At 68.9% G+C, this 25,733-nt stretch carries 28 protein-coding genes; 15 read left to right on the forward strand and 13 right to left on the reverse strand.

The genetic code is table 11. From position 1 onward, the window contains the following. Positions 1-424: 424 nt before the first annotated feature. Positions 425-643 (reverse strand): DUF5326 family protein, encoded by a 219-nt coding sequence (locus WH07_RS01090; protein WP_046494286.1) that lies wholly within the window; start codon positions 641-643, stop codon positions 425-427. Between the two features lie 162 nt (positions 644-805). Continuing rightward, positions 806-1,123, reverse strand: a complete 318-nt coding sequence (locus WH07_RS01095) for a cupin domain-containing protein (protein WP_046494287.1) — start codon at positions 1,121-1,123, stop codon at positions 806-808. A gap of 14 nt (positions 1,124-1,137) precedes the next feature. Between WH07_RS01095 and WH07_RS01100 the strand changes: the two genes are divergently transcribed. The 4 genes from WH07_RS01100 to WH07_RS01115 all read left to right on the forward strand — a co-directional run bounded on the left by WH07_RS01100 (position 1,138) and on the right by WH07_RS01115 (position 4,328). Further along, positions 1,138-1,515: a phage holin family protein gene (locus WH07_RS01100; protein ID WP_046494288.1), complete on the forward strand. Its 378-nt coding sequence runs from the start codon at positions 1,138-1,140 to the stop codon at positions 1,513-1,515. Further along, on the forward strand, positions 1,508-2,659 hold the full coding sequence (locus tag WH07_RS01105) for a cystathionine gamma-lyase (protein WP_232788661.1): 1,152 nt from the start codon (positions 1,508-1,510) through the stop codon (positions 2,657-2,659). Before WH07_RS01100 ends, WH07_RS01105 begins: the two co-directional genes overlap by 8 nt. A gap of 243 nt (positions 2,660-2,902) precedes the next feature. Then, positions 2,903-3,796: a LysR family transcriptional regulator gene (locus tag WH07_RS01110; RefSeq protein WP_046494290.1), complete on the forward strand. Its 894-nt coding sequence runs from the start codon at positions 2,903-2,905 to the stop codon at positions 3,794-3,796. 52 nt (positions 3,797-3,848) lie between these two features. Next, complete coding sequence (locus tag WH07_RS01115; RefSeq protein ID WP_046494291.1) at positions 3,849-4,328, forward strand: NUDIX domain-containing protein; 480 nt, start codon at positions 3,849-3,851, stop codon at positions 4,326-4,328. Positions 4,329-4,385: 57 nt separating this feature from the next. Here the strand turns inward: WH07_RS01115 and WH07_RS01120 are convergent, their stop codons facing one another. Next, positions 4,386-5,867, reverse strand: a complete 1,482-nt coding sequence (locus WH07_RS01120) for a globin domain-containing protein (RefSeq protein ID WP_106409486.1) — start codon at positions 5,865-5,867, stop codon at positions 4,386-4,388. Between the two features lie 854 nt (positions 5,868-6,721). Continuing rightward, complete coding sequence (locus WH07_RS01125; RefSeq protein WP_046494292.1) at positions 6,722-7,363, reverse strand: HAD family hydrolase; 642 nt, start codon at positions 7,361-7,363, stop codon at positions 6,722-6,724. 76 nt (positions 7,364-7,439) lie between these two features. On the opposite strand from WH07_RS01125, the gene WH07_RS01130 reads away from it, so the two are divergent. The 3 genes from WH07_RS01130 (at position 7,440) to WH07_RS01140 (ending at position 9,643) form a co-directional block, all read left to right on the forward strand. Continuing rightward, positions 7,440-7,991 carry a hypothetical protein gene (locus WH07_RS01130; RefSeq protein ID WP_046494293.1) on the forward strand — a complete coding sequence of 184 codons (552 nt, stop codon included), beginning with the start codon at positions 7,440-7,442 and terminating at the stop codon, positions 7,989-7,991. Between the two features lie 5 nt (positions 7,992-7,996). After that, positions 7,997-9,034 carry a GNAT family N-acetyltransferase gene (locus WH07_RS40740; protein WP_046494294.1) on the forward strand — a complete coding sequence of 346 codons (1,038 nt, stop codon included), beginning with the start codon at positions 7,997-7,999 and terminating at the stop codon, positions 9,032-9,034. A gap of 156 nt (positions 9,035-9,190) precedes the next feature. Then, positions 9,191-9,643, forward strand: coding sequence for a GNAT family N-acetyltransferase (locus tag WH07_RS01140; protein ID WP_046494295.1), 453 nt, complete (start codon positions 9,191-9,193; stop codon positions 9,641-9,643). A gap of 133 nt (positions 9,644-9,776) precedes the next feature. On the opposite strand, the gene WH07_RS01145 is transcribed toward WH07_RS01140, so the two are convergent. Then, positions 9,777-11,186 (reverse strand): serine hydrolase domain-containing protein, encoded by a 1,410-nt coding sequence (locus WH07_RS01145; protein WP_079022862.1) that lies wholly within the window; start codon positions 11,184-11,186, stop codon positions 9,777-9,779. A 191-nt stretch (positions 11,187-11,377) separates the two neighbouring features. Between WH07_RS01145 and WH07_RS01150 the strand changes: the two genes are divergently transcribed. From WH07_RS01150 to WH07_RS01165, 4 genes are all read left to right on the forward strand, one after another. Further along, positions 11,378-12,754, forward strand: coding sequence for a pyridoxal phosphate-dependent decarboxylase family protein (locus tag WH07_RS01150; RefSeq protein ID WP_046494297.1), 1,377 nt, complete (start codon positions 11,378-11,380; stop codon positions 12,752-12,754). Between the two features lie 35 nt (positions 12,755-12,789). Beyond that, positions 12,790-13,410, forward strand: coding sequence for a GNAT family N-acetyltransferase (locus WH07_RS01155; RefSeq protein ID WP_052744182.1), 621 nt, complete (start codon positions 12,790-12,792; stop codon positions 13,408-13,410). After that, the gene (locus WH07_RS01160) at positions 13,407-14,042 is read left to right on the forward strand and encodes a DUF6875 domain-containing protein (RefSeq protein ID WP_046494361.1); all 636 of its coding nucleotides are present in this window, start codon (positions 13,407-13,409) and stop codon (positions 14,040-14,042) included. Before WH07_RS01155 ends, WH07_RS01160 begins: the two co-directional genes overlap by 4 nt. Positions 14,043-14,179: 137 nt before the next feature. Then, on the forward strand, positions 14,180-14,548 hold the full coding sequence (locus tag WH07_RS01165; RefSeq protein WP_046494298.1) for a VOC family protein: 369 nt from the start codon (positions 14,180-14,182) through the stop codon (positions 14,546-14,548). 19 nt (positions 14,549-14,567) lie between these two features. Here the strand turns inward: WH07_RS01165 and dnaB are convergent, their stop codons facing one another. Continuing rightward, on the reverse strand, positions 14,568-16,055 hold the full coding sequence (dnaB, locus tag WH07_RS01170) for a replicative DNA helicase (RefSeq protein WP_046494299.1): 1,488 nt from the start codon (positions 16,053-16,055) through the stop codon (positions 14,568-14,570). Between the two features lie 423 nt (positions 16,056-16,478). Here dnaB and WH07_RS01175 point away from each other — a divergent pair, with 423 nt between their 5' ends. Continuing rightward, positions 16,479-17,816: an MATE family efflux transporter gene (locus WH07_RS01175; protein WP_046494300.1), complete on the forward strand. Its 1,338-nt coding sequence runs from the start codon at positions 16,479-16,481 to the stop codon at positions 17,814-17,816. A gap of 11 nt (positions 17,817-17,827) precedes the next feature. Here the strand turns inward: WH07_RS01175 and WH07_RS01180 are convergent, their stop codons facing one another. The 6 genes from WH07_RS01180 to rpsF form a co-directional block, all read right to left on the reverse strand. Further along, the gene (locus tag WH07_RS01180) at positions 17,828-18,397 is read right to left on the reverse strand and encodes a S26 family signal peptidase (RefSeq protein WP_046494301.1); all 570 of its coding nucleotides are present in this window, start codon (positions 18,395-18,397) and stop codon (positions 17,828-17,830) included. After that, positions 18,394-18,981 (reverse strand): hypothetical protein, encoded by a 588-nt coding sequence (locus WH07_RS01185; RefSeq protein WP_046494302.1) that lies wholly within the window; start codon positions 18,979-18,981, stop codon positions 18,394-18,396. The genes WH07_RS01180 and WH07_RS01185 overlap by 4 nt, the downstream gene beginning before the upstream one ends. A 402-nt stretch (positions 18,982-19,383) precedes the next feature. Next, positions 19,384-19,830: a 50S ribosomal protein L9 gene (rplI, locus tag WH07_RS01190; protein WP_046494303.1), complete on the reverse strand. Its 447-nt coding sequence runs from the start codon at positions 19,828-19,830 to the stop codon at positions 19,384-19,386. Positions 19,831-19,848: 18 nt separating this feature from the next. Continuing rightward, a complete protein-coding gene (gene rpsR, locus WH07_RS01195) occupies positions 19,849-20,085 on the reverse strand; it encodes a 30S ribosomal protein S18 (protein ID WP_003967857.1) in 237 nt (78 codons plus the stop codon). A gap of 44 nt (positions 20,086-20,129) precedes the next feature. Then, positions 20,130-20,714, reverse strand: a complete 585-nt coding sequence (locus tag WH07_RS01200) for a single-stranded DNA-binding protein (protein ID WP_046494311.1) — start codon at positions 20,712-20,714, stop codon at positions 20,130-20,132. Between the two features lie 94 nt (positions 20,715-20,808). Beyond that, positions 20,809-21,099, reverse strand: a complete 291-nt coding sequence (gene rpsF, locus WH07_RS01205; RefSeq protein ID WP_006604399.1) for a 30S ribosomal protein S6 — start codon at positions 21,097-21,099, stop codon at positions 20,809-20,811. A gap of 264 nt (positions 21,100-21,363) precedes the next feature. On the opposite strand from rpsF, the gene WH07_RS01210 reads away from it, so the two are divergent. The 3 genes from WH07_RS01210 to WH07_RS01220 all read left to right on the forward strand — a co-directional run bounded on the left by WH07_RS01210 (position 21,364) and on the right by WH07_RS01220 (position 24,068). Continuing rightward, positions 21,364-21,678, forward strand: coding sequence for a hypothetical protein (locus tag WH07_RS01210; protein ID WP_046494312.1), 315 nt, complete (start codon positions 21,364-21,366; stop codon positions 21,676-21,678). A gap of 110 nt (positions 21,679-21,788) precedes the next feature. After that, the gene (locus tag WH07_RS01215; RefSeq protein ID WP_046494313.1) at positions 21,789-22,907 is read left to right on the forward strand and encodes a lipid II:glycine glycyltransferase FemX; all 1,119 of its coding nucleotides are present in this window, start codon (positions 21,789-21,791) and stop codon (positions 22,905-22,907) included. Between the two features lie 129 nt (positions 22,908-23,036). Continuing rightward, entirely contained in the window at positions 23,037-24,068 is a 1,032-nt protein-coding gene (locus WH07_RS01220; protein WP_046494314.1) for an alanine racemase, read from the forward strand. Positions 24,069-24,207: 139 nt separating this feature from the next. On the opposite strand, the gene WH07_RS01225 is transcribed toward WH07_RS01220, so the two are convergent. Next, on the reverse strand, positions 24,208-25,698 hold the full coding sequence (locus WH07_RS01225) for a glycosyltransferase family 87 protein (RefSeq protein WP_046494315.1): 1,491 nt from the start codon (positions 25,696-25,698) through the stop codon (positions 24,208-24,210). Positions 25,699-25,733: the final 35 nt, after the last annotated feature.

A 25,733-nucleotide genomic window follows, 5' to 3' on the forward strand; every position in this document is an offset into this window, starting at 1 on the left:
CGGGCTGACCAGCGATGCGATCCCGTTGCGTAATCGTTCCACCTCCGGGAGCGGTCGCTCCCGTTGACGGTGGGACATGGAAAGACCCACGGCCCGCGCTCTACATCGCGGGGCCGTGGATCGCGAAACCGTGGATCGGAAAGCAGACAATCGCCGCGCTTCAAGCCGACGATCTTGCCGCGACGATTCTGCACAGCGTGTTGACGAAGCCGCACGTCGCGTTGTGGGGCCGTGGCCACGGTCTCACCCCCGGGATGCCGACGGGCGAGGGCCCGCCCGCGGGGGCCGCCCCCGCGTGCCCGCCGCACCCCTGAGGGGGACTGGGGGACGGAGAGATATGTCACTCTAAGGGTAGGTCCGCGGCCGAGATGGTTTCTGGTTCACCTTTCCCTCGCGCGGGCTAACGGGCACGCGGCCCGCTGACCTACCAGTCGCCCCGCGAGGACGACGAGGACATGAACTTCCGTACGACGTAGATGAGTCCGCCGACAAGTGCCACAAAGATCAGCACCTTGAAGAGCAGGCCGATCACAAACGCGACCACGCTCATGATCAGCCCGCCGAAGACCACGATGGCGATGACGGGCACCGCGATCCACTTCACCCACCAGGGCAGCCCCGTGAGTATCTCCCGAACCGCCATCGTCCTTACCTCGCTTCACCGAGTGGCACACGAATCCCCTTGCACCATCGATGCTAGAGGCGCCACGGTGCCCATGGAGGCCGCGCGGCCCCCCGCTCTCCCCTGATCCGACCCTGAGCCACCCCTGAGAAACGGAATCCCGAGTGCGCCTGGAAGACACGGTCAGCTCTCGGGCGGCGAGAACACGACCATCACCCGCAGATCCTCCGTGATGTGGTGGAACTTGTGCGCGACTCCGGCCGACACGTAGACCACGCTGCCCCGGCCGACCTGTGTCGTCTCCATCCCCACCGTGATCGAAGCCCGGCCGCTCACGACGAAGTACACCTCGTCCTGCCGGTGCGGCAGCTGCGGGTCGATCTCCCCGGCGTCCAGCGCGTACAGGCCCACTGACATGTTGCGTTCCCGCAGAAACTGCAGATACGCCCCGTCGTTGGCGGCACGCTCCGCCTCCAGCTCATCAAGTCGGAATGCCTTCATGCCACGATCAGACCATGAAGAATTTCGTAGTCAAGACGATCGCCAACGCGGGCGCTCTGGCAGTGGCCATCTGGCTGGTCCCGGACATCACGCTCACTGGTGACAACACCGCGAATCAGGCCTTGACGCTGGTGCTCGTGGCACTGGTCTTCGGCCTGGTGAACTTCATAGTCAAGCCGGTGGTGAAGCTCCTGACGCTGCCACTGTTCATCCTCACGCTCGGCCTGATCACCCTGGTGGTCAACGCCCTGATGCTGCTGCTGACCTCATGGCTCGCGGACAAGCTCGACCTGAGCTTCCACGTCGACGGCTTCTGGACCGCCGTCCTCGGCGGACTGGTCATCTCGATCGTCTCGTGGGCACTCCATGTCGTACTCCCCGACAATGACTGACCACCCCATGAGCGGCGACAGCACGGGCATCGGGGACGGTACGCGGGCGGTACGCGCCGGGCTCCCGGACCCCGTGACCTACGAACCGACCCTGCCGGGGCCGGTCTTCGCCGCCCACTACCACCTCCCGGGCGAGCCGACGGGCCCGTACACCTACGGGCGGGACGAGAACCCGACCTGGACCCATCTCGAACGGGCCATCGGCGAGCTGGAGGCACCGGGGGAGTCCGTCGAGACCGTCGTCTTCGCCTCCGGCATGGCCGCGATCTCGGCGGTGCTCTTCTCGCAGCTCCGCGCCGGAGAGATCGTCGTACTGCCGGACGACGGCTATCAGGCCCTGCCGCTGTTGCGGGAGCGCCTGGAGGCGTACGGCGTGACGGTACGGACGGCGCCGACCGGCGGCGACGCCCAGCTCACCGCCCTCGACGGCGCCAGACTGCTCTGGATCGAGACTCCGTCCAACCCGGGTCTCGATGTCTGCGACATCCGGCGGCTGGTGGACGAGGCGCATGCCGCGGGTGCTCTCGTCGCCGTGGACAACACCCTCGCCACTCCGCTCGGCCAGCGGCCCCTGGAACTGGGCGCGGACTTCTCCGTGGCCAGCGACACCAAGGGCATGACGGGCCACGGCGATGTCCTGCTCGGCCATGTGACCAGCGCGGATCCCGCGCTCGCGGCGGGGGTACGGCGCTGGCGCAAGGTCGTCGGGGCGATCCCGGGGCCCATGGAGGCCTGGCTCGCGCACCGTTCGCTGGCAACGCTCCAACTCCGCCTCGACCGGCAGTGCGCGAGCGCGCTGACGCTGGCCCGGGCACTGGAGGGGCGCGAAGAGGTGACCGGGCTGCGCTACCCCGGGCTGCCGGGCGATCCCTCGCACCCCGTCGCCTCGCGGCAGATGCGGCGGTTCGGCTCCGTGGTCTCGTTCGTACTGCCGGACCGGGAGCGGGCCGAGCGTTTTCTCGCCGGACTGCGGCTGGTGGACGACGCGACAAGCTTCGGCGGCGTACGGTCGACCGCCGAGCGCCGCGGGCGGTGGGGCGGCGACGCCGTACCGGAAGGTTTCATCCGCTTCTCCGTCGGGGCCGAGGATCCCGAGGACCTGGTGGCGGATGTGCTGCGCGCGCTGGCCGAGGCGGCTCGCTGAGCGGCGCGTCCGCCGGGCAGCGCGTTCACCGCGGAAACACGGACGGTCCGAGCCTCCCCCCTCATGGCTCGGACCGTCCCAGGTCCCGTGCGTTCCACGCGCGGAGAACCATTTGCACAAGGCTAGTTGACTCTGCGTCAGTGTCCAATCACAGTAGCGACAGCAAGCTATCGACTTATTTATAGTTGACGGCCCGAAGATGCCGCGGGGGGTGCTACGAGACAGGAGAGCAGGACACGGGACATGGACCTCGCTCTGCTGCGTACCTTCGTCACCGTCCACCGCGCCGGCTCCTTCACCCGTGCCGCGGCGCTGCTAGGACTCTCCCAGCCCGCCGTGACCAGCCAGATCAGAACCCTGGAGCGGCAGCTCGGCCGCCCGCTCTTCCTGCGCCAGGCGCGTGGCGTGACCCCCACGACGATCGGCGACGAACTCGCGCAGCGGGCGGCGCCCCATCTCGACGCGCTCGTCGAGATCGCCGAGAGCGGGCTCGACGAGGAGTACGGCGTACGGACGCTCCATCTCGCCGGGCCGCCGGAGTTCATCTCCCTGCGCGCGCTCCCCGCGCTCACGCCGCTCACCACCCAGGGCCTCGCACTGCGCACCTCGTTCTCCGGCAATGCCGAGGAGGCCCTGGAGGGGCTGGCGGCCGGACACCACGATCTGGTCATCACCACGGCGCGGCCCCGCGGCGGACTGCTCACCGCCACTCCCCTCTGCGACGAGGAACATGTGCTGGTGGCCGCGCCCCGCTGGGCCGCGCGGCTGGGACACACGGTGCTGCGCGAGGGGCATGTGGTGCTGGAGCGGCTGCCGGTGGTGGAGGTGCACGAGTCCCTGCCGCTCGTCTCGCGCTACTGGACGGCCGTCTTCGACTCGCGACCGGCCACCGCGGGCACGGTGATCGCGCCCGATCTGCGGGCCGTACTGGAATGCGCGGTGGCGGGCGCGGGCCTCGCCGTACTGCCCCGCTACCTCTGCCAGGGGGCACTGGAACGGGGAGAGGTGGTCGCGCTCCTCGATCCGCCGGTCCCTCCGCTGCGCACCTACTTCATGGTCGTACGCACCGGCACCCTCGCCCTGCCGCCGGTCGCGCGGGCGCACGAGTGGCTGCTGCGCGCCGCGGCGGACTGGTGACCGGGCGCCCAGCCGGAGTTTCAGAACGGGTGGTACGGGCGAACCTCTTCCCATGACCGAACGGCCCGTGGTCAAGCGCACCGCACGCGCCATCCTGCTCGACGGGGACGATCTGATCCTCATCAAACGCACCAAGCCGGGGGTGGACCCGTACTGGATCACTCCGGGCGGCGGGGTCGAGACGGCGGACACCACCGTTGTCGACGCGCTCCACCGCGAAGTCCACGAAGAACTGGGCGCCAAGATCGTCGATGTGGTGCCGTGCTTCGTCGACACCGTGGAGCACATCGCCGGCGGCGGAGTGACCGGCGTCAAGGTGCAGCACTTCTTCGTCTGCCGGCTGGAGTCGATGGACACCTCGCTGCGGCACGGCCCCGAGATGGACGAGCCCTGCGGGGAGTACGAGATCGTCCGGGTGCCGTTCAGCCGGGTCGGGATCGCCGCCGTCCATCTCGTACCGCTGTCGCTGCGGCACTATCTGGACGGCAATATCGAGGGCGTGCGCGCGATGCACGCCCCCGACCTGGGCTGATGGCCGCCATTGACATGGTGTCCTTCCGTGTGGCCGTCCGTGAGTCCGGGCACACGGTCAGTTGGCGCCGGCTGCCACCAGCTCTTCGAGTGAGTCGTGGCGTATCCGCTCGGAGGGGATCCCCGCGCCCTTGAGCGCGTCCAGCCCGCTGCGGATCATCCCGGGCGGCCCCGACAGATACGCGTCGTACTCGTGCCAGGGACCGTGCTCGCGCACCGCCTCCGGCAGCTGTCCCTTCAGGCCCAGGCTGGGCCCCTCGGCGACCACCGGGCGTACGGAGAGCCAGGGGTGCTCGCTCTGGAGCCGCAGCATCGTCTCGATGTCGTACAGGTCCTGGTCGCTGCGCGCGCCGTAGAAGACCTCGACCGGGCGCCGGTGGCCGTGCTCGGCTACATCCTCGACGAGCGCCTTGATCGGGGCGATGCCTGTGCCGCCGCCCAGACAGAGCAGCCCGTTCCGGCTGCTGTGGTCGACGGTCATCGAACCGGCCGGCGGACCGAGGCGCAGTACGTCGCCCGGACTGGCGTGATGGACAAGGGCGTTGGACACCCAGCCAGCCGGGACTGCCTTGATGTGGAAGGACAGCAGCCCGTCCGGGCGCGGCGCCGAGGCGAAGGAGTAGTGCCGCCAGACCCGGGGCCACCTCGGTGTCTCCAGGCTGGTGTACTGCCCGGCCAGGAAGGGGTACGGCTTGTCGGGCCGGACCGTGACGACGGCTATGTCCGGGGTGCGCAGTTCGTGCGAGACCACTTCGGCCTGCCACCAGGCCGGGGCGTACAGCTCGTTCTCGGCGGCGGCGTCGATCATGATCTGCGAGATGGTCGTGTACGTCCTGACCCAGGCGGCCTCGGTCTCGTCGTCCCAGGTAAGGAGCGCGTAGCGGGTCAGGGCGCCGATGAGGGCCTCGCCCACGGCGGGGTAGTGCGTGGCCTGGGTGCCGTACTTCCGGTGGCCACGCCCGAGCTGGCGGAGATAGCCGGTCAGGATGTCCGGGGTGTCCATGTGCTCGGCGGCGGTGAGCAGCGCCTTGAGGAGCCGGTCGCGCTGGGCGTCCATGGCCGCGGGGAACAGACTGCGCAGATCGGGGTGGCGGACGAAGAGCAGCGCGTAGAAGTACGAGGTGAGCTGGTCTGCGACGGGTGCGACCTCGTCCAGCGTGCGGCGGATGAGGACCGCGTCGGGGGACGCGTTCGCGTCCTCGGCGAAGAGCGAGCCGGAGGACTCGGGCGCGGTGGTGGACGGCTGCGAGGCCGGCACCTCGGGCGGCAGCGCGGCGGACACCGAAGCCGCTCGCGGCGCCGGAGCCTCCTGGGGCAGCGGTGCCGCCTGGGGAGGCAGCGGACCGGCGCCCTTGACCTCATCGGCGCGCGGCTCGGACGAGCGCGGCTCAGCGACGCGCGGTTCGGAGGCGCGCGGTTCGGAGGCGCCGGTATCCGTTGCTCGCGGCATGGCCCCGGGCTGTGCCGCGGCGGGCTGCGCGGCCGGGGGGCGCGCTTCGAACGGCTGTTGTACGGGGCCGGGCCGGACGGGCGCCTGCATGGGGGCCTGCACGGAGGCCTGCTGTACGGGCTCCTGCCGCGCGCCGGCAGATCGTACGGCCGCTTCCCCCGGGGCCGCGGGAGAGGCCGGCCGCGGCGCTCCACCGGGCGCGGCCGTCGTGCCGGGACCCTCGTGGACCGGCGGATGCACGGCCGGTACATCCCCGCCGCGGGGCCCCTTGGTGCGAGGCCGGAAGGCGTCGGGTACGTCATTCACGGGCGCGGGAGGCCGGGAGGCGGCATCCGGCCGGCTGTCATGCCCCGCGGGGCCCTCGCGCGGAGGCCGTCCAGGACGCGCCGCTCCGGAACCGACCGGGCGTATGGACGCAAGTGACCGGCTCGGCACGGCTATTCGCTCCCGGCCTGCCGCCTCCGGCGTACCGGTCGCGGTCCCCTCCGCCGTACCGGAGTCCGTGCGGCCGTCGCCGCTCGGCGCTCTGCGGGGAGCGAACCAACCGCCCCTTCCGTTCCCTCCGGAAGTGCCGTTGTCGGCCGACGTGGTGGTCGGAGCGTCCATGGTGTGCCTCGCCTCGAACATCTTTCGGTCGGTCTGCGCACTTCCGCTGGCCCGGAATGCGCTAGCAATTCCCCGCTCTGACTAGGACTGTTGGCAGCCCACATTAGCCGCCGCCATACCTCTCACCGGGGTCGGAACCGGCAGAGTGTGAGATTGACCGCTATCCCTGCCGTCGCAGCATGGCAGGAAGCGTCAGCGCATGGGACAAAGAGCGCGAAGTCCGGCCATCCACACCGGATTTACCGTTAGGCTCCATTGCTCCCGTGCCCATTCGCGGTTTCCAGCCGCGTTTCCCGCAGCACCTGCGGGCCAGGGTATTACTGTCGCGGGCGCCCCACTTACCGTACGGGACAGACGAGTTGGTACGCCTCGCGCAGATCGCCTCCGCTGTACGTGTGGGTGGCCAGCCCGGACAGATGGTGGTCCGCATTCACCGCCACCGCCCTGGGCACCACCGCGAAGATCTCGGCGTCCGACATCGAATCACCGTATGCAACGCAGTCGTCCAGCCTTACCCCGAACTCTGCACACAGCCGGTTCGCGACCTTCACTTTCGCCGCCGGGCTCAGAATGCCCGCCCGGTCGACCGGCTCGGTGAAAGGCACCAGCGGCCAGCGTGAACCATGGGCCGCATGGGCGCCCCAGTCCAGCAGCCGCGTAACAAAGAAGTCGGGCGAGAGGGAAATAACGGCACAGTAATCACCTTGGCTCCGGATATCCGCCCAGACCTCACGGATTCCGGCCAGCCAGGGCGCCCCTTCGAAGGCCGCCGACACCTGCGCAACAGTCAGATCGGCCCACAGCTCCCGCGCCCGGACCGCGAACTCGTCCGGCGCCATCCCCCGGGAGAGGAAGTCGGCCTCCAGCGCGGCGATCTCGGTGCTCAGCCCGAGCTGCCGGGAGATCTCCACAGCGGCGGCCGATCCACGGATGAGCGTTCCATCGAGGTCAAAGAGATGCAGTCTGCGTACGCTCGCCATGTACGCCGAGGTTAGTACGTACGGTTACTCCCGTCGTCAGACGCCCTTCCACCGGCCGGACGGCACCGTGTTTCACGTGAAACCACTCACTCGGTCCGTCCGTCGGGCGCTCCTCGTTGTCCATGTCGCCACCTCTGTGAGCTGGCTGGGGCTCACCCTCGGCCTGCTGACGCTTGGCGTGACCGCCTACACCACCGACGCCCCCGCCACCACCCAGGCCAGCTATGACGCCATGAAGATCCTCGCCAACTGGCTGATCGTCCCAGTGGCACTGCTCGCTCTGGTCAGCGGACTGGTGCTCTCACTCGGTACGCCCTGGGGCCTGGCCCGCCACTGGTGGGTCTCGATCAAGCTCTGGCTCACCCTGATCACCTTCGTGGCGACGGTCTTTGCACTGCGGCCGACCATCAATCAGGCCGCGGTCCTCGGGATACCCAACACCAGCCTGATCGCCGCCCCCACGGTGGCGAGTTCCGCGTATTTCTTTATGACCGCGATCTCGGTACTCAAGCCCTGGGGGCCGACCCGGCGCGGCCGACGCCATCGGATCACGACCACTTCCCGCGCCGCTTCTCGCACCACTTCCCGCAAACTGGTGGACGAACGATCATCGACTCCGACAGCCTGATCCCCATGCCGACAGCGACACCACTCTCCGCTTTGCCGATCCGCCGTCTGACCATGAACGACCTCATGTCCTGTGCGGACCTCGCCGAGGACCGCGGTTGGGCGCGAGAGGAGCGCAGGTGGGGTCTGCTGCTGACGGCGGGCACCGGATACGGCATCGACGATCCGGAGGGCAGAGGGCTGGCCGCCGTCTGTGTGATCACGTCGTACGGTTCCGCATACAGCGCCTCGTACCGGTCGTACGGGTCCCCTGGGTCCCCGAGGTCCCCTGGGTCCCCGAGCGGCTCCTCTGGGTCCCCGAGCGGCTCCTCGTACGGCTCCCGCTCCGGGAGCGAGACCCCGCGCCTCGGGGCGTACGGCGTCTCGGGCGACCGGGGTCTCGCCACGGTCGGCATGATGCTGGTCGCCGGACGGCATGCCCGGCAGGGCCTCGGCCGCCGGATGATGACGCATGTGCTGCGCGAAGCGGGGGACACTCCGCTCATCCTGAACGCCACGGAGTACGGCCTGCCGCTCTATCAGCAGCTCGGCTTCACCAGCATCGGCCTGACCCAGACGGTTCTCGGGCACTTCAAGACCCCGGAGTCGATGCCGTCGCAGGCCCGGGTGACGACCCGGCCCGCGACCGCCGATGATCTGTCGGCCATCGTCCGCCTGGACAGTCAGATCTTCGGTGCCGACCGTACCCATTTGATCGTGCGCCTCCCTGCCTTCGCGGACCACCTCAGGGTCGCGGAGGACAGCTCGGGGCTCATCGGTTACGCGGCCGCCTGGCCCACACCCGCGGCGGATGTGATCGGCCCGCTGATCGCCAAGGACACCGATACGGCGAAGGCCCTTGTCAGCTCCCTGACGGCCGGGATCGCCGATTCCGGTCGGCCGCTGCGTACGGTGATCGACATACGCCACGAAGAGCTGCTGGCCTGGGTGAAGGACCATGGTCTGGAGCCGACCACCCGGACCACCACGATGATCCATGGCATCCCCGACCAACCGGGTGACTGGACCAGGCGGTTCGCACCGCTGAATCTGGCGACGGGCTGAACCGGACGGCGGACCGTCGCGGTACGAGCCACCGGCCGGGATCGCCCCTGAGCCGTGCCGACCGCCGCGCGCCAGACGGGATGCGGCAGACACGGCCCAGGTCCTGGCCGGCGCCCTTGGATCCCCCCGCCGGGGTCCCGGCGTACCCTGCGGATCATGAGCGATCCGGAGATACGGCGTGCGGCCCCCGACGACATCCCCGCCATTGTGGCGATGCTCGCGGACGATCCGCTGGGCGCCCAGCGCGAGTCCCCCGACGACCTCACGCCGTACACCGCGGCCTTTCAGCGCCTCGCGAGCGACCCGAACCAGCATCTGATGGTGGCCGTACGCGACGGCCGGGTGGTCGGTACGCTCCAGCTCACCATCGTCCCCGGACTCTCCCGGCGAGGTGCCCTGCGCTCAGTCATCGAGGGAGTACGCGTCCATCGCGATGAGCGTGGCAGCGGGCTCGGCACCCGGTTCATCGAGTGGGCGGTCGATGAATCCCGGCGCCAGGGCTGCCAGTTGGTCCAGCTCACCTCCGATGCGAGCCGTACCGACGCGCATCGCTTCTATGAGCGGCTGGGCTTCACCGCCTCCCATCTGGGCTTCAAACTCCAGCTCTGACCCCCAGGGCTCGGGCCCTGCCCCCCTCACCCCCGAGCACCGAATCCTGCCCCCGAGCACCGAGCACCGAGCACCGAAGAGCCTGTCGGAGATCAACCAGCTATGCCTGTTTCACGTGAAACATCCGCTTGTTTCACGTTGCCAAACCGCGCCAGCCGCCCTCGTCCACCCCGCCGGGCACATCCGCCTCTGGGTCATAGGGATGGCGGGTAAAGGCGAACGAGCCAAGGTCGAGATGGTCCACCGAGCCGTCCGGCCTGCGCACCACTCGCAAGGTCTCCCCCGCGTAGTAGCCGTCGAGCCCCGTCCAGGTGCCATCCGGCTCCGCGGCAAAGCGCGAGCCACGCCCGCCGCCGCGTAGTGGGTGCAGATCCACCCCGCGGTCCGCCGCCAGCTTCAGGGCGAAGGCATGGGTGCCCCAGTACCACGGTCCGGTGAGGTCCAGCACCTTCTGATCGACCTCGGGCAGCGGGCGCCAGGGCTCGGGGATCCGAGGCTCGGCATCCGCCACAATCCCGATGAGATCGACGGCGACAGCCCCGACCGCCGGCCCCGAGGTGGCATTGGCGAGCACCACCGCCCCCACCCCGTCCGCCACGCTCACCCACAGGGAGGCGACAAAGCCCGGCAGCGACCCGCCATGGCCGAGCAGGCTCCGGCCGCCCCGGCGGGCAAGCTGGACACCGAGCCCATAGCCGCCGTCCCACTGCCCGGCCTCGGGCGGAGCGGACGGGGTTCGCATCTCCCGTACGGACTCGGCACTCAGCACCGTGTCGTCGCCCTCGGCGAGGAAGACCGCGAAGCGGCACAGATCGGCGGCGGTCGACCAGAGCTGTCCTGCCGGGGCCATCAACCCGAGGTCCATGGCGGGCTCGGGCAGCATCACATCGGCCCAGGGATGCACGGCCCAGCCTCCGGCATGCGGGGCGACGGGCCGAGCGGTCGTACGGTTCATGCCCAGCGGCTCCAGGATCTCCCGCCGCAGCGCCTCCTCCCAGGACACCCCCCGTACCGCCTCGATCAGCGAACCCAGCAGGGTGTAGCCGGGATTGGAGTAGTGGTGCCGGCGCCCGGACGGATGGAGTACGGGCCGCTCGCCGAGGACATCGGAGAGTTCCGGGCGTGAGGTGCCCGGTGTCCGTTCCCACCAGGGTGCCGGAGTCTCGGCAGCCAGTCCCGCGGTGTGGTCGAGAAGCTGGGCGACGGTGATCTCGCCCACCCCGGTGCCCGGAAGGTGCTTCTCCAGCGGGTCGCTGAGATCGAGCAGTCCTTCGTCGCGCAGCCGCAGCACCAGTACGGCGGTGAAGGTCTTGGTGATCGACCCGATGCGGTACTGGGTGTCGGCGTCCGGGGCATGCCCGTCCACACAGGTACGGGAACCCGTCCAGACCATCCGTCCCTCCCGGGCCACCGCCGCGACCAGCGAGGGGGCGCGGCCCTCGGACTGGGCGAGGGCGATGCGGTGCAGCAGGGCCCGTCGGGTGCCGGGCAGCAGCTCTTCAAAAGGCGATGCGGGCGATGTGGACAATGCAGGCGATGTCATGAGCCACATCTACCGGTGCCGCCCTGCCGAGTCGACTCCATTTCGCAAGCCGCGGAACGGCTGGCACGGGCGGGTCGACGCGCGTTGCGCGCCGCTTGCGGTCCGGCCCGTATACGTATTCCCGCGTACATCCGAGTCGTACATCCGAGCTGTATGCCCGTATCCGAGTCGTATGCCCGGGAAGGCTGACCGTGGATCTTCGCTACTGGCTGCCGCGCGCGGTGGATGTGGCCGAGCAATGGGGCGAGCGGTTCGGCCCCTACGAGCCGCATATGGCGCACCGGGTGAGCGACGAGGCGTTCGCCGACGCCTTCAGCCGCTTCGCCAAGCGGATGGAGGACAACTACCCCTTCTTCCATCCGCGTTACGCGGGGCAGATGGTGAAGCCGCCGCATCCGGCCGCCGTCGTCGGCTATCTCACGGCGATGCTGTTCAACCCCAACAACCACGCGGCGGAGGGCGGTCCCGCGACCACCGAGATGGAGCGGGAGTGCGTCGCGGCCCTGGCGGAGATGTTCGGCCTGCCCGCGCATGTCGGACATCTCACGACCAGCGGCACGATGGCGAACCTCGAAGCGCTGTATGTGGCCCGGCGGCTGCACCCGGACCGCGGCGTGGCGTACAGCTCGGAGTGCCACTACACGCATGAGCGGATGTGCGAGGTGCTGGGCGTCGAGGGCCACCGGGTCGCGGTCGACTCGTACGGGCGGATCGACCTGGACGCGCTGGAGAGCCTGCTCAAGACGGGACGGATCGGCACGGTGGTGGTGACCACGGGCACCACGGGTCTGGGGGCCGTGGACCCGGTGCACGAGGTGCTGCCGCTGGCCCGGCGGTACGGGGCGCGGGTACATGTGGACGCGGCGTACGGCGGTTTCTACGCGCTCCTCGGGCGGGCCGACGCCACCGAGGGGATCGACCCGAGGCCGTGGCAGGCGGTCGCCGAGTGCGACTCGGTCGTGGTGGATCCGCACAAGCACGGCCTTCAGCCCTATGGCTGCGGGGCGGTGCTCTTCCCGGATCCGCGCGCGGGCCGGCACTTCGCGCACGACTCGCCGTACACCTATTTCACCGATGCCGAGCTGCATTTGGGCGAGATCAGCCTGGAGTGCTCGCGGGCGGGTGCCGCGGCGGCCGGGCTGTGGCTGACTCTCCAGCTCCTGCCGCTGACCCCGGACGGGTTCGGGGCGATCCTCGCGGCCAACCGCCGCGCGGCGCTGCGCTGGGCGGATCTGCTGGCGGCCTCGGACGCCCTGGAGCTGTACCAGCGGCCCGATCTCGACATCGTCAACTACTTCCCGGTGACCCGGCCGGCCTCGCTGTCCGCCGTCGACGCGGCGTCGGGACGTCTGCTGCAGGACGGCATGACCGCTCATCAGGAGCCGGTCTTTCTGAGTGTGCTGCGTACGGACGCCGAGGCGTTCGTACGCCGGCATCCGCGGATCGTCCGCGACGCCGATGCGGCACGGGTAATGCGCAGTGTCCTGATCAAGCCGGAGGCCGAGCACTATCTCGACCGCCTGCACGCCCGGGTGGAGCAACTCGCCGTACGCGGCGAGGAGCGGTAGCGCACGGCCCCCGCACCGCCTTCCGGAGGGAACCGTTGTCCACGATCGAAAGTCCGCCGCGTGGTGTCCCGCGCCGTCCTGCCAGGCCGGACACCGATGATCTGGCCGCGCTGCTGGCCGCGGCCTTCCACGACGATCCGCTGACCCGCTGGATCATTCCGGACGGCCGACGCCGGGCCGAGCTGCTGCCCGGCCTGTTCCGGATCTTCGTCGAGGTCTCGCACGACTACGACGGGGTGTCCGTCTCGCCCTGCGGCGACGCGGTGATGCTGTTCCTGCCGCCGGGCGCCTCGAAGCAGGTGGACGAGCGCGGAGAGGAGCTGGAGCGGCGGTTCGCCGAAGCGCTCGGTGAGTACGCCGAGCCGCTCGGGACCATCGTCAGGCTCCAGGCCGAGCGCCATCCGGCCGAACCCGACCACTACTACGCGTCGTTCGGCGCGGTCCGCCCCTCGCGGCAGCGGAACGGTCTGCTCTCGGTACTGCTCCAGGAGCTGCTCGACCGTGCCGACCGGGACGGCTGCCCGGCGTACACGGAGGCCAGTTCACCCGGTGGTGAGGCACTCTGCCTGCGGCAGAACTTCGTACGGCTGGGCGACGACATCGTGCTGCCGGACGGCGGCCCTTCGCTCCGGCCCATGTGGCGGGACCCGCGATGAGGGGCGACGAGCAGATCCGGTTCTGGACGGCGGCCGAAGTGGCCGCGGGTGAGGTGCCGCGGCTCCATCTCGGCCACCTCCGCGAGGTCCTGGAGTGGAGCGGCGACTTCCTGGTGTCCGGCCATCCCGAACTGGGCCGCAGCGGCCCGGTGTGCCCGTACACCCAGCCCTCGCTGCGCAAGCAGCTCTTCCACCTGGCCGTCCTGGCCGACGCGGGGAGCACGGACCTGTCCGCGGCCGTCGGCTCCCTGCGGGCCTGGTACGAGCGGCTCTCGGCCGACCTCGACGAGGAGGACCAGGAGCTGCTGACCCTGCTGCTGGTCCTGCCGCACTTCGACCGTACGGACTCGGGCGAGCTGGACGAGCTTCAGCGCAAGGCCAAGGACGAGTTCGTGGCCGACGGCCTGATGATCGGCCAGTTCCACCCGGTCTGCGAGGAGCCGGGCCTGTGGAACTCCGGCTTCCGCCCGCTGCGCGCTCCCCTGCCGCTGCTGGCGGTCCGTAAGCTCCTCGTCTTCGACCTGCCGTTCCTGCTGGGCGACGACACACACATGGACCACTACCTACGCCGCTTCGCCCCAGCCATCCCGGCCCGCGTCCGCGGCCAGTTGGTCAGCCGAGTCGTCTCCTAGAGACCCGCCAAGCCCCGGTGCCCCGCCCCCTGCCGACGGAGCGGGGCACCGGCCATTGTTACGTCTGTCGTGTCCGGCCCACGGCCCAACGCCTCCCGGACACAGCCCGCGCTGGCCCGTCACAGCCCGGAGGTGCTATGTCCTCACGGATGAAGTTGACCGCGATAACGCTCGACTGCCCTGATCCGCCGACTCTCGCGGCGTTCTATCAGCAGGCCACCGGCCTCGAGCCCCACCCGAAATCCGACGCCGACTTCGCCGGTCTCAGCCGTGGGGACGGGCTCGTCATCGGCTTTCAACGAGTCGACGACTACCAGGCACCACGCTGGCCCGACCAGACCGTCCCCCAGCAGTTCCACCTCGACTTCGCGGTCGACGACCTGGACGAGGCCGAGACCCGGCTCCTGGAACTGGGTGCGGTCAAGCCGGATCACCAGCCGGGAGGAGACAGATGGCGCGTCTTCACCGATCCGGCCGGCCACCCCTTCTGCGTGGTCAAGGTTTAGCACCCCTCCCGACAACGGCTCACGTCTGCGCCATGTCCACGAAGCGCGAGTAGTGGCCCTGGAAGGCCACTGTGATCGTTGCCGTCGGGCCGTTGCGGTGTTTGGCGACGATCAGGTCGGCTTCGCCGGCGCGGGGGGATTCCTTTTCGTACGCGTCCTCGCGGTGGAGCAGGATCACCATGTCCGCGTCCTGCTCGATGGAGCCCGATTCGCGGAGGTCGGAGACCATCGGCTTCTTGTCCGTACGCTGCTCGGGGCCTCGGTTGAGCTGGGAGAGGGCGATGACCGGCAGTTCCAGTTCCTTGGCGAGGAGCTTGAGGTTTCGCGACATGTCCGAGACCTCCTGCTGGCGGCTCTCGGCGCGTTTCGAGCCGCCGGACTGCATGAGCTGGAGGTAGTCGATGACCACCAGCTTGAGGTCGTTGCGCTGCTTGAGGCGGCGGCACTTGGCCCGGATCTCCATCATCGAGAGGTTCGGCGAATCGTCGATGTAGAGCGGCGCCTGGGAGACATCGGGCATCCGGCGGGCCAGCCGGGTCCAGTCCTCGTCCGTCATCGTGCCGGAGCGCATATGGTGCAGCGCCACCCGCGCCTCCGCGGACAGCAGACGCATCGCGATCTCGTTCCGGCCCATTTCGAGCGAGAAGATCACGCTGGGCAGATTGTTCTTGATGGACGCGGCCCGGGCGAAGTCCAGGGCGAGCGTCGACTTTCCCATCGCGGGGCGGGCGGCGATGACGATCATCTGGCCGGGATGCAGACCGTTGGTGAGGGAGTCGAAGTCCGTGAAACCCGTCGGCACCCCGGTCATCTCCCCGCTGCGCGAACCGATCGCCTCGATCTCGTCGAGCGCGCCCTCCATGATGTCGCCCAGCGGCAGATAGTCCTCGCTGGTCCGCTGCTCGGTGACCGCGTAGATCTCCGCCTGCGCCGAGTTGACGATCTCGTCGACATCGCCGTCGGCGGCGTACCCCATCTGCGTGATCTTCGTGCCTGCCTCGACGAGCCGCCGCAGCACCGCCCGCTCATGCACGATCTCCGCGTAGTACGACGCGTTGGCCGCGGTCGGCACCATCTGGACGAGCGTGTGGAGGACCGAGGCACCGCCGATACGGTTGATCTCCCCGCGTCTGGTCAGCTCCGCCGCGACCGTGATCGGGTCGGCCGGCTCCCCCTTCGCGTACAGGTCGAGAATCGCCTGGAAGACGGTCTCGTGCGCGGGGCGGTAGAAGTCGTGCCCCTTGATGATCTCGACGACATCGGCGATGGCGTCCTTGGACAGCAGCATGCCGCCCAGGACCGACTGCTCGGCGTCCAGGTCCTGCGGGGGAACCCGCTCGAAACCGGTGGCCCCGGGGGATCCACCGTCCCAGACCCCGGTGTCCCGGCCACGCTCATGCTGCTCGTCGCGACCCCGGCCCTCGCCGCGGCGCTGCCGCGAGACAGGCAGTCGGTCGCTGGGACCGGCGTCGGTCCAGGGATCGTCCAATGGCTCGGGAATGCTCACCGGCCACCTCCTCCCGTCCGCCCTGCGGACCTCGCCGTGCCACTCTTTCTACGGCACGACACTGACAAAACGAGAGGGCCTGAACCCGGTTCCGGCGCGTCGGACGCCGGTCCACGTTAGGCCTGCGGGCACCGTCAGCCAATCTGGTTATCCACAGGCCATGTGGACGACGGACCAGATGCTGTGGAGAACCCCGGTGAACCTGTGCACGGAGCGGGGGACAGCACTGTGGACAAAGTCGGAGCGCCCCCGCCGCACCCACCATGAGCTGGCCTTTTTCCATCCACCGGCTGTGGGGGAGAAAAACTTTCCCAACTGGGCCAAGATCACGGAAAACAGCGTGCGGCGGAGCCCTCACTCACACACCGGGTAAGGACTCAAAGCCCATTGCGTCGCTTACCTGTGGAAGATTAGATTGAGCCCATGACAGAGGCGCCCGCGGCACCCAGAACCCTCCGGCGACGGCACGACCGCGAGATCGTCGCACTCGCCGTCCCCGCCTTCGGTGCCCTGATCGCCGAGCCGCTCTTCGTCATGGTGGACAGCGCGATCGTGGGACACCTCGGCACCCCGCAGCTCGCGGGACTGAGCATCGCGGCAGCCCTGCTCACCTCCGCGGTGAGCATCTTCGTCTTCCTCGCCTACGCCACCACCGCGGCCGTCGCCCGCCGCGTCGGCGCGGGCGATCTCCCGGGCGCCATCCGCCAGGGCATGGACGGCATCTGGCTCGCGCTCCTCCTCGGTGCCGCCGTTGTCGCCGTCACCCTCCCCACCGCGCCCGCGCTCATCGGACTCTTCGGCGCGTCCGACACCGCGGCCCCTTACGCCATCACCTATTTGCGGATCTCCAGCCTGGGCATCCCCGCCATGCTGGTCGTACTCGCCGCGACCGGCGTACTGCGCGGGCTCCAGGACACCCGTACCCCGCTCTATGTCGCCATCGGCGGCTTCGGCGCCAACGCCGCACTCAACGCCGCTCTCGTCTACGGTGCCGGTCTCGGTATCGCGGGCTCCGCCTGGGGCACGGTCGTCGCCCAGTGGGCCATGGCCGCCGTCTATCTGGTGGTCGTCGTACGGGGAGCGCGCCGGCATGGCGCGTCGCTGCGCCCCGACCCCGCCGGGATACGGGCTGGCGCGCATGCCGGTGTCCCGCTGCTCGTCCGTACGCTCTCGTTGCGCGCGGTCCTGATGATCGCCACGGCGGTCGCCGCGCGTCTGGGCGACGCGGATGTGGCCGCCCACCAGATCATCCTGTCGCTGTGGAGCCTGATGGCCTTCGCGCTCGATGCGATAGCCATAGCGGGGCAGGCGATCATAGGCCGCTATCTCGGGGCCGGAGACACCGAGAGCGCCCGGGCCGCCTGCCGTCGCATGGTGCAGTGGGGGATCGTGTCCGGGGTGCTGCTCGGCGCCCTCATCGTGCTCGCGCGTCCGCTGTTCATTCCGCTCTTCACCGGCGATCAGGAGGTACGGGACACCCTGCTGCCGGCCCTGCTGGTGGTGGCCGTCTCACAGCCAATCGCCGGCATCGTCTTCATACTCGACGGCGTCCTGATGGGCGCCGGGGACGGCCCGTATCTTGCCGGAGCCATGCTCGTGACCCTGGCGGTCTTCGCGCCCGTCGCGCTGCTCGTCCCCGTCCTCGGGGGCGGGCTGACGGCCCTCTGGTGGGCGATGGGGCTGATGATGGCGGTCCGTATGCTGACCCTCTGGCTGCGCACCCGCTCCGGCCGCTGGCTGGTCACCGGCGCGACTCGCTGATACGGAACGGCTCACTGCTTCTGCGGGCTGCGGCTGCGCAGGGGCAGAACGGCAAACGTGAGCAGAGTGGCAAGTCCGAGCAGCACGATCGCCACGGGCACGGGCTGCCTTGCGCGCCAGAGCTGGACCGGCAGCCCGATCCAGGGCACGCGCAACCGCGCTACGCCTTGGAGTGCCGCGGGCCGTACCGGGGTCGAGTCCGGTGCGGAGTTGGCGTCGCCTTTGGTGATCAGGGACTTGTTGGGAAGTACGTGATGGACCCGATGGGTGAGCAGACGGTTCGGTCGGGTGGGGTCCTCGGTCAGCACGATGTGGCCCACCGCCGGTGCGCTGTCGCGCGGTGGTGGCTGGTAGAGAACGACATCGCCCGGCACAAGGGCGGGACGCATGGAGCCGGACTGGACCACGCCCGCTGTCCAGCCCAGCACCGCCACGGGCAACTGCGCCCACACCAGCAGCCCGGCCATCGAGCCGAGCACGGTACGTGAGATGACCGAGGTGACCACGCGCATCGGGTGCGGGGCGCCCTCAGTCGCGGGCCGGCGGAGCACTCCGATGGCCAGGTCATTCGGGAGAGTCACTCGTGATCCCGCGCTTCCCATGTGAAGGTCACCTCGTTGGTGTCCTCGTTCTGCGCGGTGTCGGGTGCGCTCGGGCTGAACTGCCACGCGAAGCGAAACGTCAGCGAGTTGGGAGGCTTGCCGGGCAGGGTCCAGGGTCCCAGGCCGGTGCGGAAGTCGGTGTTCAAGGAGACGAAGGTGTCCAGGGTGCCGTCGAACGCGGACCTGTGCGGAGTGAAGCCTTTGCAGTTTCCTGAGCTGCCGCCGCTGCCCACGTCGATTTTGAGGTTGATGAAGGACTGGAAGTTGCTGGGCCAGTTCGTTGCCACGCTGTACAGCTTGAGCGCGGTGGGAAAGTCGGCGTTCGACTTGATCCTGATGCAGTTGGAGCCCGTATCGCCGGGGTGCATGTCCTTGACGCGGAACATGGACACCTTGCTGTCGTTGGCCAGCCCCAGCGAGCTGGCGGTCCACCTGTTGCCGTCGTTGCTGGTGGTCCCGCTCCAGTCGGCATTGGTGGCACCCCAGACCAGAGCACCGCTGAGCAGTAACCCGAGCGGAATGGGCACCACCTGTGCCGCCACCGTCAGCCAGGGACGCGCCATCGCCCACTCCGTTCAATTCCGTCGCTTATGCAGAATATTGTCCCCTCTTGTCTCACCTGTGGCGGTGCCGCTCCGTGTCGCGATGCGGGTCTGATGGAGGCTCGATTTCCTGAGGAGGGTCGCGAACCGGATCCGCTCCGAGCGCGGGTCGCACTGTCATGACATCGCGGCTGATGACCACCAGCGACCGCTGTCGGCCGAACGATGTAACGCACTCCACGCCGACCGACATCGACGCGCATCTGTTCGGCCGTCAGACACGCGACTGACGTGTTTCACGTGAAACATCACCGGACAACAGCAGCCGGACAACGGCAGCGGGAGAACGGCAGCCCGATCACGGCAAGAGGGCCGCACCCCACGCGGGATGCGGCCCTCTCCATGCTCTACCGAGCGCAACGCTTACGCGGCGACAACCTCGATGCCGAGCTTCGCGGCGACCTCGGGGTGCAGACGTACGGACACCTGGTGCGAGCCCAGGGTCTTGATCGGCGCGCCCAGCTCGATACGGCGCTTGTCGACCTCCGGACCACCAGCGGACTTGATCGCCGAAGCGAGGTCGGCCGGGGTGACGGAGCCGAAGAGACGGCCGGCGTCGCCGGAGCGAACAGCCAGACGCACCTTGACGGCTTCAAGGCGGGCCTTGACCTCGTTGGCCTGCTCGATGGTCGCGATCTCGTGGATCTTGCGGGCGCGGCGGATCTGCGCCACGTCCTTCTCGCCGCCCTTGGTCCAGCGGATCGCGAAACCGCGCGGGACCAGGTAGTTGCGAGCGTAGCCGTCCTTGACGTCGACGACGTCGCCGGCGGCACCGAGGCCGGAGACCTCGTGGGTGAGGATGATCTTCATCAGTCGGTCACCCTTCCCTTATCGCGCGGTGGACGTGTAGGGCAGCAGCGCCATCTCACGGCTGTTCTTGACGGCCGTGGCGACATCACGCTGGTGCTGAGTGCAGTTGCCGGTGACGCGGCGGGCACGGATCTTGCCGCGGTCGGAAATGAACTTCCGCAGCATGTTCGTGTCCTTGTAGTCCACGTACTGGGTCTTGTCCTTGCAGAACGCGCAGACCTTCTTCTTAGGCTTGCGCACAGGCGGCTTCGCCATGGTGTTTCTCCTGTGTGATCAAGAAGTGGGGGTACGGGCCCGCCCTAGAAGGGGGGCTCGTCCGAGTAGCCACCGCCGGAGCTTCCGCCCCAGCCGCCTCCATTGCCCCCGCCGCCCTGCGACTGCTGGCCGCCGGCCGGTGCACTGGTCGCCCACGGGTCGTCGGCGGGAGCCCCGCCGCCGCCCTGCTGGCCGCCGCCACCGGGGCCGCCGCCCCAGTTGCCGCCGCCCTGGCCGCCGCCGTAGCCACCCTGGCCACCGCGGCCGGTGGTCTTGGTGACCTTGGCCGTGGCGTTCTTGAGGCTGGGGCCGACTTCCTCGACATCCAGCTCGTAGACCGTGCGCTTGACGCCCTCGCGGTCCTCGTACGACCGCTGCTTCAGCCGGCCCTGCACGACGACGCGCATGCCTCGCTGGAGCGACTCGGCGACGTTCTCCGCCGCCTGGCGCCAGACCGAGCAGGTCAGGAACAGGCTCTCGCCGTCCTTCCACTCATTGGTCTGCCGGTCGAAGGTACGAGGAGTGGACGCGACGCGGAACTTCGCGACCGCCGCACCGGACGGGGTGAAGCGCAGCTCGGGGTCGTCGACGAGATTGCCGACGACCGTGATGACGGTCTCGCCTGCCATGGGTGAACCTCTCGGCGGGGATTGCTTCTGGCTGCTGTGCTACTCGAAGAACTACTCGGAGCCGTTCGGCCCCGATGACCGCTGAGCCGGATGCTCAGTGGGTCTCGGGACGGAGGACCTTGGTCCGGAGGACCGACTCGTTCAGATTCATCTGCCGGTCGAGCTCCTTGACGACGGCCGGCTCGGCCTGGAGGTCGATGACCGAGTAGATGCCCTCGGGCTTCTTCTTGATCTCGTAGGAGAGACGACGACGGCCCCAGGTGTCGACCTTCTCGACCTTTCCGTTGCCCTCACGGACGACGGAGAGGAAGTTCTCGATCAGCGGGGAGACAGCGCGCTCCTCGAGATCGGGGTCGAGGATGACCATCACTTCGTAGTGACGCATGTGGAACCCACCTCCTTTGGACTCAGCGGCCACGGTCGTTCCGTGGCAGGAGGGTCGTGATGCGTACGCAACGGTATCGGCCGCCTCTGACAAGCTCGGCGGTACGAGGGGCACACGCCTGGGCAGACACCGGTGCAGAACGTACAGACTACCCGCACCCCGCCTTCCGCTTGAAATCCGGCCGCAGGCGGACGCAATCTGTATACATCGGGTGTGTGCGACGCTACGATGCGCCGCCTTCCGGCTATGGCCAGGAGGTGCCACATGGCACAGGCAATGCGACCGAACTCCGCCACCTCTCTCTTCTCCACGGACGGCAAGCGTCATCCCCGCCAGGACATCCTGATGGGCGTGACGCTGGCGCTGGGACTGCTCGCCTTCTTCTCCGCCTTCTTCTACAACCTGCATCTGCTCAGTTCATGGGCCGGACTGATCGGAATCCTCACCGGCGCGTACGGGCAGTTTGTCTCCGTGACCACACGTGAACGCTTTCTGACCATCATCGGTCTGGGCGCCTCAGCGGTCGGCTTCTTCCTCGGAATGGCGCACGGCGGACTCTTCGGCGGAGTGATCGGCTGAGGTCCACTGTCCACAGGGCCAGACGGGGTGCTCCATCGGCGCAGTAGGCTTCGGCGCGAGAGCCGGAGCCCCTGTATCCATGGGGACACACCTGCCGAGGAGCGCCCCGCATGAGCCTTACCCTGAGGACCATCAGCCGAGAGCAGCATCTGGCGTACATCCAGAGCCTGCCCGCGGCGAGTCACTGCCAGGTCCCGGCATGGGCTGACGTCAAGACGGAGTGGCGCTCCGAGAATCTGGGCTGGTTCGACAAGAACGACCAGCTCGTCGGGGCCGGCCTGGTCCTCTACCGTCAGCTCCCCAAGATCAAGCGGTACTTGGCGTATCTGCCCGAGGGCCCCGTGATCAACTGGTACGCCCCCAACCTCGACGAGTGGCTCCAGCCGATGCTGGCGCACCTCAAGCAGCAGGGCGCCTTCTCCGTGAAGATGGGGCCGCCCGTCGTCATCCGCCGCTGGGACGCGAACGCCATCAAGTCCGGTATCCAGGACCCGGACGTCAAGCGGCTGCGCGATGTCGAGGCCACGCACATCGAGCCGCGCGCCTTCGAAGTGTCCGACCGGCTGCGCAAGATGGGCTGGCAGCAGGGCGAGGACGGCGGCGCCGGCTTCGGTGACGTACAGCCGCGCTATGTCTTCCAGGTGCCCCTCGCCAACCGCTCGCTGGACGACGTGCTCAAGGGCTTCAACCAGCTCTGGCGCCGCAACATCAAGAAGGCCGAGAAGGCCGGCGTCGATGTCGTCCAGGGCGGCTACGACGATCTCGCCGAGTGGCAGCGCCTGTACGAGATCACCGCGGTGCGCGACCACTTCCGCCCGCGCCCGCTCTCGTACTTCCAGCGCATGTGGTCCGTCCTGAACGCCGAGGACCCCAACCGTATGCGCCTCTACTTCGCCCGTCACGAGGGCGAGAACGTCGCGGCGGCGACGATGCTGATCGTCGGCGGCCATGTCTGGTACTCGTACGGCGCGTCCGCCAACCACAAGCGCGAGGTCAGGCCCTCGAACGCGATGCAGTGGCGGATGCTGCGCGACGCCTACGCCATGGGCGCCACCGTCTACGACCTGCGCGGCATCTCCGACTCGCTCGACGAGACCGACCATCTCTTCGGTCTGATCCAGTTCAAGGTGGGCACCGGCGGCGAGGCCGTGGAGTACGTGGGCGAGTGGGACTTCCCGCTCAACAAACTGCTCCACAAGGCGCTCGACATCTACATGTCGCGTCGTTGACCGGCGGCACGGCATGCCGTTAACCGCGATGATGGGCCCCGGACACTTCCGCGAGGCACCCAGAATCCCCTATATCCCCCATAATCTTCATTCCTCATACCGCAGCCAAGAGAAAGGTTCCGGACCGGCATGGCGCTCTCCCTCTACGTCGACACCGCGCGCTGGCGGGCGCACCAGAAGTCGGTCATCGAGCAGTTCCCCGGGCTCGTCCCGGTCTGCAAGGGCAATGGCTACGGCTTCGGGCATGAGCGTCTCGCCGACGAGACGACCCGCTTCGGCTCCGACACGCTCGCGGTCGGCACGATCTACGAGGCGGCCCGGATCAAGGACTGGTTCAGCGGTGACCTGCTCGTACTGACCCCCTTCAGGCGCGGCGAGGAGCCGGTGCCGCTGCCCGACCGGGTGATCCGCTCCGTCTCGTCCGTCGACGGGGTGTTCGCGCTGGTGGGCGCCCGTGTCGTCATCGAGTGCATGTCCTCCATGAAGCGCCATGGCGTCAAGGAGGAGGAGCTGGGCCAGTTGCACGCGGCCATCGAGGACGTACGGCTGGAGGGCTTCGCCCTGCACCTCCCGCTCGACCGTACGGACGGTTCCGACGCGGTCGAGGAGGTCATCGGCTGGATGGACCGGCTGCGGGCGGCGCGGCTCCCGCTGCACACCATGTTCGTCAGCCATCTCCGCTCCAGCGAGCTGGCGCGGTTGCAGCAGCAGTTCCCGCAGACCCGTTTCCGCGCCCGTATCGGCACGCGGCTCTGGCTCGGCGACCATGAGGCCACGGAGTACCGCGGCTCCGTCCTGGATGTCACCAGGGTCATCAAGGGGGACCGGTTCGGCTACCGCCAGCAGAAGGTGGCCTCCGACGGCTGGCTGGTGGTCGTCGCGGGCGGTACGTCCCATGGCGTCGGCCTGGAGGCTCCCAAGGCCCTGCACGGTGTGATGCCGCGTGCCAAGGGCGTCGCCCGGGCCGGGCTGGCCACGGTCAACCGCAATCTGTCGCCGTTCGTCTGGGCCGGCAAGCAGCGCTGGTTCGCGGAGCCGCCGCACATGCAGGTGTCGATCCTGTTCGTACCGTCGGAGGCCGACGAGCCCAAGGTCGGCGACGAACTGGTGGCCCATCTGCGCCACACGACGACCCAGTTCGACCGCCTGGTCGACCGCTGAGACCGCTCAGTCCGCCGCAGTGGACCCCCGCTCGGCCCCTCCAAACCGTACGTTCACGCCTCGGAGCGCCCTCAAAAGCGCTCTGAGCGCCTGAGAGCAGTTTCGGAGGCCCCGGGAACCCCGAGGCCTCCGAAACTGCTCAGCCGGCCTCGGGCGGGCGCGTTCCCCACTCGACGCGTGGCGCCTCCGCCGTCTGGGCCTGGTACTCCGCCAGGCGGTACGACTGTCCGAGTACGAACCTGTCCTCCGCGCCGTCCAGCACCCCGCCCGAGGGGTCGTCCGTACCGTCCGTCCGTACGCCGTCCCGCTCGGGCAGCAGGGCGTCCCGTACGACCATCGCGCACAGGTAGAGCGTCCCGGCCAGGTGCACGGCGATCGCGAGCTGGTAGCCCTCCGTGGGCAGCCCCTTGTGGGCGTCGCCGCTGGTCGTGTACGCGAGGTACATCCAGATGCCCAGGAAGTACATGACCTCGCAGGCCTGCCAGATCAGGAAATCGCGCCAGCGCGGCCGGGCCAGCGCGGCCAGCGGGACCAGCCACAGGACGTACTGCGGCGAGTAGACCTTGTTGGTCAGGATGAACGCGGCCACGACCAGGAAGGCGAGCTGCGCGAACCGCGGCCTGCGCGGAGCCATCAGGGCCAGCGCGCCGATCCCCGCGCACGCCAGCACCATCAGCACCATCGCATAGGTGTTGACGGTGCCGACCTCCAGGGACTTGCCCGTGCGCTGGGTGATGATCAGCCAGAACGAGCCGAAGTCGACCTGCCGCTCCTGGCTGAAGGTGTAGAACTTCTTCCAACCCTCGGGCGCGAGCACCATCACCGGCAGATTCACCACCAGCCACGCGCCCGCCGTGCCCAGCAGGGCCGTCCCGAACTCCCGGAACCTCCCGGCCCGCCAGCACAGCACGAACAGCGGTCCCAGCAGCAGTACGGGATAGAGCTTGGCGGCGGTCGCGAGCCCGATGAGGATGCCGAAGGCCAGATTCCGGCCGCGCGACCACATCAGCATCGCCGCGGCGGTCAGCGCCACGGCCAGCAGATCCCAGTTGATGGTGGCGGTCAGCGCGAAGGCGGGAGCGAGGGCGACCAGCAGCGCGTCCCAGGGGCGCCGCCGGTGGGTACGGGCGACACAGACCGCGATGACCACGGCGCAGATCATCAGCATCCCCGCGTTGACCATCCAGTACATCTGCTCGCGGTACTGGATGGAGCCGCCCGGGGTGAGCCAGGAGGCGACCTCCATGAAGAGGCCGGTGAGTACGGGGTACTCCAGGTACTGCATGTCGCCGTTCAGCCGGTCGAAGTACGGCACGAGGTTGTCGGCGAAGCCGCGCCCCAGGAAGAGATGCGGAATGTCCGAGTAGCAGGCATGGGTGTACTGGGAGCTGGCGCCCCGGAACCACGCCCAGTCGTAACAGGGCATCTTCTGCACCATGCCCAGCGCGAACATGCCGATCGCGACCAGAGCGACCACGCGCACGGGTGTGAGCCGACTGCTGCCGAGCCAGGCCCAGCGCCCGATCGGGCCGCCGATCAGCTCGCTGCCGGCCGCGGCGATCTCGTCCCGCCGGGTGGGGGCCACGACCGGCGGGTCCTGGTGCACGGTTGTCTCTTCTGCGCTCGGCATGGCGCCCATCCTGCCGTACGCGCCCATGAACGCGA

Source organism: Streptomyces odonnellii, assembly GCF_000981895.1.
GTDB lineage: Bacteria > Actinomycetota > Actinomycetes > Streptomycetales > Streptomycetaceae > Streptomyces > Streptomyces odonnellii.

What these genes read in the sequence shown, in the direction of transcription:
- WH07_RS01090 (WP_046494286.1), bottom strand. Translation starts at nt 643, where the DNA reads ATGGCGGTTCGGGAGATACTCACGGGGCTGCCCTGGTGGGTGAAGTGG.
- WH07_RS01095 (WP_046494287.1), bottom strand. Translation starts at nt 1,123, where the DNA reads ATGAAGGCATTCCGACTTGATGAGCTGGAGGCGGAGCGTGCCGCCAAC.
- WH07_RS01100 (WP_046494288.1), top strand. Translation starts at nt 1,138, where the DNA reads ATGAAGAATTTCGTAGTCAAGACGATCGCCAACGCGGGCGCTCTGGCA.
- WH07_RS01105 (WP_232788661.1), top strand. Translation starts at nt 1,508, where the DNA reads ATGACTGACCACCCCATGAGCGGCGACAGCACGGGCATCGGGGACGGT.
- WH07_RS01110 (WP_046494290.1), top strand. Translation starts at nt 2,903, where the DNA reads ATGGACCTCGCTCTGCTGCGTACCTTCGTCACCGTCCACCGCGCCGGC.
- WH07_RS01115 (WP_046494291.1), top strand. Translation starts at nt 3,849, where the DNA reads ATGACCGAACGGCCCGTGGTCAAGCGCACCGCACGCGCCATCCTGCTC.
- WH07_RS01120 (WP_106409486.1), bottom strand. Translation starts at nt 5,867, where the DNA reads ATGCAGGCGCCCGTCCGGCCCGGCCCCGTACAACAGCCGTTCGAAGCG.
- WH07_RS01125 (WP_046494292.1), bottom strand. Translation starts at nt 7,363, where the DNA reads ATGGCGAGCGTACGCAGACTGCATCTCTTTGACCTCGATGGAACGCTC.
- WH07_RS40740 (WP_046494294.1), top strand. Translation starts at nt 7,997, where the DNA reads ATGCCGACAGCGACACCACTCTCCGCTTTGCCGATCCGCCGTCTGACC.
- WH07_RS01140 (WP_046494295.1), top strand. Translation starts at nt 9,191, where the DNA reads ATGAGCGATCCGGAGATACGGCGTGCGGCCCCCGACGACATCCCCGCC.
- WH07_RS01145 (WP_079022862.1), bottom strand. Translation starts at nt 11,186, where the DNA reads ATGACATCGCCTGCATTGTCCACATCGCCCGCATCGCCTTTTGAAGAG.
- WH07_RS01160 (WP_046494361.1), top strand. Translation starts at nt 13,407, where the DNA reads ATGAGGGGCGACGAGCAGATCCGGTTCTGGACGGCGGCCGAAGTGGCC.
- WH07_RS01165 (WP_046494298.1), top strand. Translation starts at nt 14,180, where the DNA reads ATGTCCTCACGGATGAAGTTGACCGCGATAACGCTCGACTGCCCTGAT.
- WH07_RS01175 (WP_046494300.1), top strand. Translation starts at nt 16,479, where the DNA reads ATGACAGAGGCGCCCGCGGCACCCAGAACCCTCCGGCGACGGCACGAC.
- WH07_RS01185 (WP_046494302.1), bottom strand. Translation starts at nt 18,981, where the DNA reads ATGGCGCGTCCCTGGCTGACGGTGGCGGCACAGGTGGTGCCCATTCCG.
- rplI (WP_046494303.1), bottom strand. Translation starts at nt 19,830, where the DNA reads ATGAAGATCATCCTCACCCACGAGGTCTCCGGCCTCGGTGCCGCCGGC.
- rpsR (WP_003967857.1), bottom strand. Translation starts at nt 20,085, where the DNA reads ATGGCGAAGCCGCCTGTGCGCAAGCCTAAGAAGAAGGTCTGCGCGTTC.
- WH07_RS01200 (WP_046494311.1), bottom strand. Translation starts at nt 20,714, where the DNA reads ATGGCAGGCGAGACCGTCATCACGGTCGTCGGCAATCTCGTCGACGAC.
- rpsF (WP_006604399.1), bottom strand. Translation starts at nt 21,099, where the DNA reads ATGCGTCACTACGAAGTGATGGTCATCCTCGACCCCGATCTCGAGGAG.
- WH07_RS01210 (WP_046494312.1), top strand. Translation starts at nt 21,364, where the DNA reads ATGGCACAGGCAATGCGACCGAACTCCGCCACCTCTCTCTTCTCCACG.
- WH07_RS01215 (WP_046494313.1), top strand. Translation starts at nt 21,789, where the DNA reads ATGAGCCTTACCCTGAGGACCATCAGCCGAGAGCAGCATCTGGCGTAC.
- WH07_RS01220 (WP_046494314.1), top strand. Translation starts at nt 23,037, where the DNA reads ATGGCGCTCTCCCTCTACGTCGACACCGCGCGCTGGCGGGCGCACCAG.
- WH07_RS01225 (WP_046494315.1), bottom strand. Translation starts at nt 25,698, where the DNA reads ATGCCGAGCGCAGAAGAGACAACCGTGCACCAGGACCCGCCGGTCGTG.